This is a genomic window from Alkalibacterium sp. s-m-28, assembly GCF_054658175.1.
The window spans coordinates 1-286 of the sequence record NZ_BAAGIQ010000356.1 but is presented as its reverse complement, the minus strand read 5'-3'; the positions used below and the strand labels follow the sequence as shown (position 1 = coordinate 286).

1 protein-coding gene is annotated in these 286 nt (G+C 44.4%); it reads right to left on the bottom strand.

Annotation, left to right across the window (positions count from 1 at the left end):
• Positions 1 to 11: 11 nt before the first annotated feature.
• Positions 12 to 281, bottom strand: a complete 270-nt coding sequence (locus ACYQ4S_RS12610) for a DUF6431 domain-containing protein (protein WP_459771528.1) — start codon at positions 279 to 281, stop codon at positions 12 to 14.
• Positions 282 to 286: the final 5 nt, after the last annotated feature.

The following is a 286-nucleotide window of genomic DNA, read 5'->3' as shown; positions in this document are numbered from 1 at the left end:
TTCTAAAATTACTATACATAAAAGAGACTAGTAAGTGGACTTGATGTGCGAATTGATTGCCTTGAAGTGCAAATTCGAGCAGATAGCAGAGGCGGACTTGATTCGTGAATTGGTGGACTCGGATTGGATATTGATGGACTTGTGAGCGCGAAATAATCAACGGATTGGGTAACGTCCAGGGCGAGACAAATAAGGCCGACAACATAGCGTTTATGGGGAATGACATAATCCGGAAGGATCCGTGATAGACAAGAACAGTTAGCGCAACGTACGCGAGCGATCTGTA